At 36.4% G+C, this 9,824-nt stretch carries 4 protein-coding genes and 1 tRNA gene; all 5 read left to right on the top strand.

Going from position 1 to position 9,824, the window contains the following annotated elements:
• The first annotated feature begins 133 nt into the window (after positions 1-133).
• Positions 134-1,186: a histidinol-phosphate transaminase gene (gene hisC / locus KQI69_RS04455; protein ID WP_216564127.1), complete on the top strand. Its 1,053-nt coding sequence runs from the start codon at positions 134-136 to the stop codon at positions 1,184-1,186.
• Between the two features lie 164 nt (positions 1,187-1,350).
• The gene (tagD, locus tag KQI69_RS04450) at positions 1,351-1,752 is read left to right on the top strand and encodes a glycerol-3-phosphate cytidylyltransferase (RefSeq protein WP_216564126.1); all 402 of its coding nucleotides are present in this window, start codon (positions 1,351-1,353) and stop codon (positions 1,750-1,752) included.
• Between the two features lie 87 nt (positions 1,753-1,839).
• On the top strand, positions 1,840-5,535 hold the full coding sequence (locus KQI69_RS04445) for a CDP-glycerol glycerophosphotransferase family protein (RefSeq protein WP_216564124.1): 3,696 nt from the start codon (positions 1,840-1,842) through the stop codon (positions 5,533-5,535).
• A 153-nt stretch (positions 5,536-5,688) separates the two neighbouring features.
• Positions 5,689-9,444, top strand: a complete 3,756-nt coding sequence (locus KQI69_RS04440; RefSeq protein WP_216564122.1) for an Ig-like domain-containing protein — start codon at positions 5,689-5,691, stop codon at positions 9,442-9,444.
• Between the two features lie 198 nt (positions 9,445-9,642).
• A tRNA-Pro gene (locus tag KQI69_RS04435) sits at positions 9,643-9,717 on the top strand.
• The last annotated feature ends 107 nt before the right edge of the window (positions 9,718-9,824 follow it).

Below are 9,824 nucleotides of genomic sequence, written 5' to 3'. Positions count from 1 at the left end.
TAGCAGCTTAGTAGTGTTATGAGCAAGTAGCAAAGCGGATTGCGAATATCCGCTTGACATAAATAAAATTATACAGCTATTGTACACAAATGTTGTGTATGGTAATAAGGATTCTGAATGGAGGATATTTTTTATGAGCAGTTGGAAAGACAATTTGAGAACAATAGACCCCTATGTGCCTGGCGAGCAGCCACAGCTTAAAGATATGATAAAATTAAATACAAACGAAAATCCATATCCGCCATCACCTAAGGTAAAGGAAGCACTTGAAAAGTTTGAACTTGATACACTGAGGCTTTATCCGGATCCTGATTCCGCACTTCTTGTAGAGGCAATTGCAAAGAGATATGGTGTGGAAAATGACCAGGTGTTTGTAGGAGTTGGTTCTGATGATGTACTTGCGATTGCGTTTATGACGTTCTTTAATAGTAAGAAACCGATTCTCTTCCCAGATATAACATATTCATTTTATGATGTGTGGGCTACGCTTTTTAACATTCCTTTTGAAAGACCGGCACTTGATGACGATTTTAATCTTGTGGCAGCAGATTATTATAAGCAGAATGGCGGCGTTGTTATAGCAAATCCAAATGCACCGACAGGAATCAGACAGGATGAGAGTTTTCTGAGGGATGTTATAGAGCACAACCGTGATGTTGTTGTTATCATAGATGAAGCATATGTGGATTTCAGCGGTGAGTCTGCCTTATTTTTGACAAAAGAATACGATAACGTGCTGGTCGTACAGACTTTTTCAAAGTCGCGTTCAATGGCAGGTATGAGAATAGGTTATGCTATGGGAAATCCTGAACTTATCAAGGCGATGAATGATGTAAGATTTTCATATAACAGCTATCCGATGACAAGACTTTCTGTTGCGCTCGGTGTTGCTGCGATAGAGGATGAAGATTATTTTCAGAAAACTACAAAGCAGATTATTGAGACAAGAGAGTGGACAAAGAAGAAACTTACGGAACTTGGATTTACTTTCGGGGATTCAAAGACGAATTTTATATTTGTAAAGCATGAGACAGAGGATGCTGAGGATATATTTGAAAAGCTTCGTGAGAAACATATATTTGTGAGACATTTCACAAGTGAGCGTATAAGGAATTATCTTCGTATTTCAATAGGAACGCAGGAAGAAATGGAAACATTTATTGAGGAGCTTAAAAACATATTGTAGAGTATGTGTGGAAGATTTGACAAGTTGCATTAAATAAAGTAATATCTCAATGTGTAAATTATATGTAAATTTATGGCTTGGCCAATCAGCGAAGCGGATAATGAAGTTTCGCCGCACAATAATGGAATACGATTTGAACAGTTACATCATACTGGAGGGTAAAGATGAAAAAAGTAATAACATACGGAACTTTTGATCTGCTTCATGTGGGTCATATCAATATATTAAGACGAGCTAAGGAGCTTGGTGATTATCTGCTTGTAGTTTTGTCAACAGATGAGTTTAATGCCATCAAGCATAAAAAAGCGTACTATTCATATGAGGACAGGAAGCAGATTCTTGAGGCCATAAGATATGTTGACGAGGTTATTCCTGAAAATACATGGGAACAGAAAATTTCAGATGTTGTTGACAATGATATTGATGTATTTGTCATGGGACATGATTGGGAAGGAAAGTTTGATTTCCTTAAAGATTATTGTGAGGTTGTGTATTTGCCAAGAACAGAAGGAATTTCAACATCTAAGATAAAAAATGATCTGGGGCTTAAAGGTCAGAAAAAGTAAGACTGATAAGACAGGAGAATTTGATGAAATATTTGGGACTGTTGGTGGCAACAGTCCCTTACAAGTGTTTAGAAAGGATTTATTAAGATGTTTATAAATAAGGTGAGGGCAAAAGTGGTGAGCGGATACCATGTGTTGAAAAATAATGCCAGACGAATATTAAAAAGAGCACCTAAGATGAAGTTCTTTTATGGCAGTTATTATAAGCACTGTCCGGTTGTTGAAAACAGGATATTATTTGAGTCGTTCCATGGAACAACAATTTCAGATTCGCCATTTTATATTTTAAAGGAACTTTTGTCGAGAGATGATGCGGATAAGTATGAGATTTATTACAGTACAAATCCGGAGGATTATGAAACGCATAAAAAGTTTATCGAGGCAAATGATATTCCGGTAAAGCTTGTGAGTATTACTTCGTATAAATATTTAAAAGTACTTGCGACTGCAAAATATCTCATAAACAATAGTTCCTTTCCTGTATATTTTATAAGAAAAGATGACCAGATTTATCTTCAGACATGGCATGGAACGCCACTTAAGACGCTTGGAAAACAGATGCGTAAGGGAATAGAATCCATGTATAATGTACAGCATAACTTTTTGCAGGCGAACTATCTGATGCATCCGAATGAGTTTACGAAAGATGCCATCATGGGAGATTATAATCTTAATCCGCTGTATACAGGAAAAGTTGCACTTAGCGGATACCCAAGAAACAGTATTTTCATGGATAAGGAAAAGGCATCACAGGTGCGAAGGCAGCTTGGGCTTGAGGATAAGACTGTATATGCGTACATGCCGACATGGAGAGGTACAAGCAATCATTCAGTAAATCAGAATGCTTACAGCAAGGAAGTTACAAAGATGATGAGCTACCTTGATAAAAATCTTAAAGATAATCAGATTCTGTATGTGAATTTTCATCCAATACTTAAAAATAGTATTCAGCTCGGTGACTACAAGCATATCAAGAGCTTTCCGGTTGAAGTTGATAAATATGAATTTTTGAATAGTGTAGATGCTCTTATAACTGATTATTCAAGTGTATTCTTTGATTTCTCAGTTACAAGGAAGCCTATAATACTTTATATGTACGATTATGATCAGTACATGTCAGACAGAGGAACTTATTTCGATATAAAAGAACTTCCTTTTGTAAAACTTTATGAGCTTGAGGATTTGAAGGAATGGCTTGTCACGGAAAAGATTCTTGATGAGAGTTATGATGACGGGGATTATTGTGAGAAATTTATTAAGTATGATTCTCTCGATGCCCCGGCAAAAATGCTTGACCTTGTTTTATATGGTAAGGAAGATGGAATGGTCGTTGAGGATTATTCTGAGAACAGACAGAAGCCAAGAAGGATAATACATCCTCAAAAAGTTGCTACACAGGGTGACTTTGAAGTTATCAAACAGTATACGAAGGATAATGATATCGTTCAGTTTGAGAAAAAATGGTTTAAGAAAAAAGTAAGCTGTACTTTGTATGATGGTTACAATTATGATTTTGATTATGTTATCATAACAAATACAACTCCAAGGACATATTGGGAGGAGTTTCTATATAAACTTGGTGTGAAGTCTGTAATGTCAAGATTGCAGGAGAGAGAACTTAAAAGAACATTTCCGAATTTAAAGGTTCAGACTCCTTATCTGCGTGAATTTTATGTTGCTGCAGAGGGATGTGGATTAAGAAATACACAGAGAATACCTGTTGAGTCCGATATAGAGAGTGGATTTGATGGTGTCACATTAAACATAAGAAATAAAGAGAGATTTGTACCGCTTAGTTTTATGATTCTTGAGAAAGATTATTCCATCTTATGTATGAGAGAGCTTTCTGATGAGGAGAGAAAGAGTGGTGTGATTCATGAGGACTTTAAACGCTGGCATGAGAGGATGTCTCCAGTTGGCAGATATCAGCTTGCGGCAGAGTTTGTTGACATGGAATCTGAAGAAAAGTTCATCGGAACTTTCTATTGTCCTGAACTTGCGAAGAAAGCTGATACAGGCGTAGAAAAATTTGATAAGCCAAATGCATATCTGCATCCATGTATGATAGAAAAAGTTGGAGATCCTGAAAGCATACGTTTCTATGAGGAAGGGCAGATTGCGGTTGTGCCATATTCAAGAAATGGTGACAGAACTATTTCTATAGTATTGTGCAGACCTAATAAGATAGTAGATGAGTATACTCAGGCTAAGATAAAGAAGATAAAGTCAAGCAAAAATACATGTACTGTATTTATGAAGATGAGGAAACAGGAAGGTCTTGAGATAAAAGATGTTGTCCTGAGATACAGAAGTGCACTTACCTATGATATTTCAGTTAAATATGATATTAAAGAAACAGATAATCATTATCTTATAACCGCATACATTAACTTTGATGAAATGAATCTCAGGGAGTTATATTGGGATTTGAGGATTCTTGCGGATAAGTATGGTATTGATAATGAGATTAGGGCAAGATTTACAAGTAACTATTGGAAGAATAATTTCTATCTTACAAACAGGCAGTACTCGGCAGGCGAGGGGCATATGACATTCCCTTATTATACAAAAGGAGGATGCCTTGCATTCCTTTACCGTCAGGATTCAGAATATGATGCATATTCGACAAAGATTAAGGAAATGACGGCGAGTGCGATATATGTGTTGTTTAAGCCTTTGTTAAAGCGAAGAAAGATATGGCTTGTATATGAAAAATTCTGCTCAATGGCACAGGATAACGGATATTATTTCTTTAAATATTGTATGGAGAATCTCTCAGAGGAAGAAAAGAAAAATATCTATTATGTAATTGATAAAAAGGCTCCTGATTATGAGAAGATAAAGCAGTATGATGACCATATAATCCAATTTATGAGTCTTAAACATGTATTGTATGTGCTCAGTGCTGTATTATATGTTGCATCTGATTCAAGAACTCATCTTTATGCATGGAGATGTAAGACAAGTCTTATAAGGTCAAAGATAGATAAAAGACCTATTTTCTTCCTTCAGCATGGTGTGACGGCACTTAAACAGGTCGGACCGTTGTTTGGAAGAAAGGGAAGTAGTCCTATGACATATTTTGCGACAACTTCACAGTTCGAGCAGGATATAGTTGTTAAATATCTTGATTATTCGGAGGGCAAGGCTCCAATCACAGGATTTACAAGATGGGATGTTCTCGAGGACACATCTACAAAAGATGATAAGCTTATACTGCTTATGCCTACATGGCGTTCATGGCTTGAAGAAGTAAGTGATGAAGATTTCTTAAAGAGCGAGTATTACAAAAATTACTCAAGTCTGCTTCAGAGTGAGCGTCTTGATAAGATACTTGAAGAACATGATGCGAGAATGATTTTCTATATTCACCCTAAGTTTGCAGGATACCTTAAAAACTTTAAAAAGACGGGCGAGAGAATAACATTGGTTCCATTTGGCAAAGAGCCGTTAAATGAAATCATGAAAAAATGTCATTTGCTTATAACTGATTATTCAAGTGTATGCTGGGATGTATATTATCAGAAGAAACCGGTAATCTTCTATCAGTTCGACCTTGATCATTACAACAATGCACATGGCAGCTATATTGATATGGAGAATGAGCTGTTTGGCAGACATGCGTATGAGAAAGAGGAACTTATAGACAATATAGAAGAATGTATAAATAATGACTTTGCGTTATTGCCTAAAGATGAGGAAGAACATCATCATTACTTTGAATATATAGATGATAAAAATAGTGAACGTACTTATATTTATCTAAAGAGCAAAGGTTATTAAAATATTGATGAATTTATTCGCAGCGTCCTTGAGATTTTATGGGACGCTGCGAATTGATATTTAAGATTTTCGCATGTGACACACTTAAGGCACAATATTAACATATATGTATGATACATTTTGATGTAAATATGGATGAGAAAGAGGTAATTTATGAGTTTAAGAAAACAAATAAGCTTGTTTCTGAGTTTTGCAATTTCTATAACATCAGTATGCCAGGTTACTCCTTTAAATAACAGCGTATCAGAAATTACAAAAAAAGCGGAAGCAGCGGAACTTTCTACGACAGCAACAACAAATCCTGATTCAACGGCAGATGTGGCAACGTCAGCCGCGGCAGAAGCGGATATGAGAGTGGTTTTTACAACAGATATTCACGGGCAGGTAGTAAATTATGATTACCAGTCAGAACAGGAAGTTGTCAGAGGACTGAATAAAGCGTATACATTGGTAAAGAAGGCAAGAAGTGAGGCAGGAGAGGATAATACTCTTACATTTGACCTCGGAGACAGTGTATATGATTTTACAACGGATTATATATATAACAGTGACCCCGAAACTTTGCAGCCGGTTTATAATGCTATGACCAAGATTGGATATGATGCGATAACGCTTGGAAATCACGATTTTGATTATGGTTATGATTATATTGTCCAGCAGCTTGAGACATCGGGGCTTATGGACAAATGCGTTTTGTCTAATGTATATAGTGCGGTAAACGGGAAAAGTGTATTTGGTGTAGAAAACAGGATTATTGATAAAAAGATAGTAAACGATAATGGGCAGACAATGTCTGTTAAAGTGGGAATTATAGGAGAAACAGTTCCTTCATTGTCCAGCAAAGAAGAGAAGCTGAAAGGGAAACTTGTAACGGAAGATATACTTGACAATGCCAAGAAGCAGGCTGCATCACTGAAAAAGCAGGGGGCAGATATAATTATAGCTTTGGCGCACTCAGGTTTTGGTACTGACAATCCCAAGAAAAAAGCGGGTGATATGGCATATATGCTTACTACGGTAAGTGATATAGATGTGGTGCTGGCCGGTCATCAGCACATAGATTTTCCGACGGCAAAGACGAGTGATGCACAGTATTCTTTGCCTAATGTTGATAAGACAACAGGACTTGTAAATGGCAAGAGGCTTATTATGGTTCAGGATAGTTGTCGTGGAATCGGAGTTGTGGATTTGAAGCTTAAAACTGATAAAGACGGGAAAATCGCAGTTGATGATTCAAGTTATGAGATAAGAAAGGTAAAAAAAGATACTGTAGCTGATGAGAATATTACTTCGACTATGGAAAAATGGGACAGTATTTTGAAAAAATACTGCAGCACTGAAATAGGTACGATTGCGGAAGGGGAAAGATGGAATAATTATTCTGCACTTCTTGAAAGCAATGATATCATGCAGGTGGTTCATAATGCACAGATAGATTATGCTTCGAGATTTGTTGCTGCAAACAGTTCCAAGTATGGAAATTATCCGATTGTGTCGCTGGCTAGGTATACTAAATACGGCGGAGAGGGCGGAGGAGATTATTCTGATATCTCAGGAAAGCTGATGGAAGGTAATCTTGATTCTCTGGCAAATTATCATAGATATGTATATATATATTCCATAACTGGAAAGCAGTTAAAGGAATGGCTTGAGTGGTCTGCATCAATATACCAGACTATTGGGACATCGAAAGATACTGAATGGAATGATATTGTAATATCTAATTATATAAATAAAGAGGGCGGAGATTCGTTGATTCAGGAATCATATTTTGGTGATTTAAGTGAATTTTTCCAATGCAGCGGTGTAGAGTATACGATAGATCCGAGTGTTGCACCGAGATATGATGTCAATGGAACTCTTATAAACAATACTAACAGAATAACTTCAATGACTTACAATGGAAATGATGTAAGTGATGATCAGATGTTTGTTCTTGTAACTGATAAGATAACTCCACATATGCAGTGTGATGCCAATATTGGAGTTAGTGACAATGTACTTCAGAGTTCACATGATAATCTTCAGGATGTTATAGAGGAGTATCTTCGTGATAAGGCTCAGATAAGTGATCTTAAATTAAATGTTTCACAGAACTGGAAACTGAAATTGCCGGATAATTATAAATTTGTTCTTGAAAGTGGAAAAGAAGGAGAAAGCCTTTTGCTTGCAAAAAACTGGTGCAAGAAGGTTTATGATACATTGGGTGTTTATAATTACTATGACTGTGATACGGGAACCCAGAGTACGGAAGATGATTCACTGCCATCGGTTGTTGTGTCTGAGACAAGTAAGGCTGATACGAGAAGCAGTGTACCTGTTAAGGTTATTGCAAATGCAAAATCGGGAATTACTTTAAAGAAGTATGTGCAGGGTGATTATGGCATGGATTCCGATATATGGAACATAAATCCTGCGAGTGGTGGAGCCATAACTATGGACTCTGATACTTTTGATGTCTCACAGAACGGTGTTTATTCAGTTTATGTTCAGAGTGGAAACGGAAAATCAGTAATTGAAAAAGTGGCGATTACAAACATTTATCCGACATCAGTTATTGCGCCTACAGTAAATGCAGTATCAAATATTGATGATGAAGTTAAAGGAAAAGCTTATCCAAATCTTACTGCAAATGTAAAAATAGGTTCAAAAGTTTACAAGGGAACTGTAAATGTCAAGGGAAACTTTACTGTTAAGATACCTGTTCAGAATGCAGGAAAAAAGATATCTGTCTATGTATCTGATAAGAGTGGTAAAAAGAGTAAAAGTACAAGTGTTACGGTTAAGAGAAAAGGACCTAATAGTCCAAAGATTACATCTGTTAAAAATAATGGTTTTGAGATAAAAGGAAATACAAACGATACTAATACAAAAGTATATGCAGTTATTGGAAATTATGTTTATGTCTCAAAAACAGTGGGTTCTTCTTATTATAAGAAGAGCAATGGATATAATAGTAAACTTAAGATAAAAAAGGTAAACATAGTTATAAAAGGTAACGGAGACTATACGATTGCCATACCTAACCAGTATTCAGGTACAAATGTATCGGTGTATTCTGTTGACAGGCTTGGCAGAGTAAGTCATGTAAGGAATAAAAAAGTATCAAAGAGTGCACCAAATAAGCCGACTATATATACTGTTTCAAGTGCAGACCGATATGTATTTGGATACATGCCAAATAGTGGAAAATGTACTGCGGTACTTAAGATTGGAACCAGACAGTACACTGCTAAGGCTGATGCAGACGGATACTTTAGGGTGACTACACCAAGACTTTATGCAAATACTACTTTTACGGTGTATGGAACAGATAAAGTCAAAGGGAAAGTAAGAGTTGGAGTATCAAAGTCAAAAACAGTAAAAACGGCTTCTGAGGTTTATAAAAAACATAGAAATACAAAGCTTCATATAGGAAATGTAACGAATAAAAGTTCTTATGTTACCGGAAAATGGGCAAATGGAAAAGCCACTGTTTATGTATTTATCGATGGAATTGTTTATGTAAGAAGGACAAGTGCCGATGGTAACTTTAAATTTAAGCTTAAAAAACGTTCAGCAGTTGGAACGGGCATTTATGCAACTATTAGAACAGCTCATGGTGAATCCATAAAAGCGATGAGAAAATGTGCGATATCGCTTGGTAAACCAAGTACACCGAATATTTATGGAAAACTTACAACGAGAACGAGAAAGATAATTGTTCTTACTAAGGAGAAAGTTCCGAGAGTTGTGCTGAGAATCGGAAAGAACAGATATACAAAGACAAAACCTAGTGGATATTCAAGTAGAATGCACAGATACCGTTATATATTCAATATAAGAAGATATCCGTACAGGACACATCTTAGAGCTTTTGCAACAAACAGTGCAGGAACAAGTCAGAGTAAATTAAGAATTATAAGATAAAAACATTACAGGCAGTTGCAGATTAAAGATTTGTAACTGCCTGTAAAGCCCTGTAAATACAGCGTTTTCAAAAAAATACAAAAAAAATTAAAAAAAATGAAAAAAGTTGTTGACAAACAGGACAACATAATGTAATATATATCTTGCGTCACGGGAAAGCGGTTAGCAAGTAAGGCGAAAGCAAGAAAGCAGATGACTCGGGGTGTGGCTCAGTTTGGCTAGAGTACCTGATTTGGGATCAGGGGGTCGCAGGTTCGAATCCTGTCACCCCGACTAGTGACGCATTAAACAAATAAAGCGGAACACATTTGTTTCCGAATGTGCGGGTGTAGTTCAATGGTAGAACACCAGCCTTCCAAGCTGGATACGTGGGTTCGATT

It is taken from the genome of Eubacterium sp. MSJ-13 (assembly GCF_018918235.1).
GTDB lineage: Bacteria > Bacillota > Clostridia > Lachnospirales > Lachnospiraceae > Butyribacter.
Note: the sequence above shows the minus strand (reverse complement) of the source record. Positions and strands in the feature narration are given on the sequence as shown.

Bases quoted from the DNA above. Each gene is read 5' to 3' on its own strand.
- hisC (WP_216564127.1), top strand. From the start codon at position 134: ATGAGCAGTTGGAAAGACAATTTGAGAACAATAGACCCCTATGTGCCT.
- tagD (WP_216564126.1), top strand. From the start codon at position 1,351: ATGAAAAAAGTAATAACATACGGAACTTTTGATCTGCTTCATGTGGGT.
- KQI69_RS04445 (WP_216564124.1), top strand. From the start codon at position 1,840: ATGTTTATAAATAAGGTGAGGGCAAAAGTGGTGAGCGGATACCATGTG.
- KQI69_RS04440 (WP_216564122.1), top strand. From the start codon at position 5,689: ATGAGTTTAAGAAAACAAATAAGCTTGTTTCTGAGTTTTGCAATTTCT.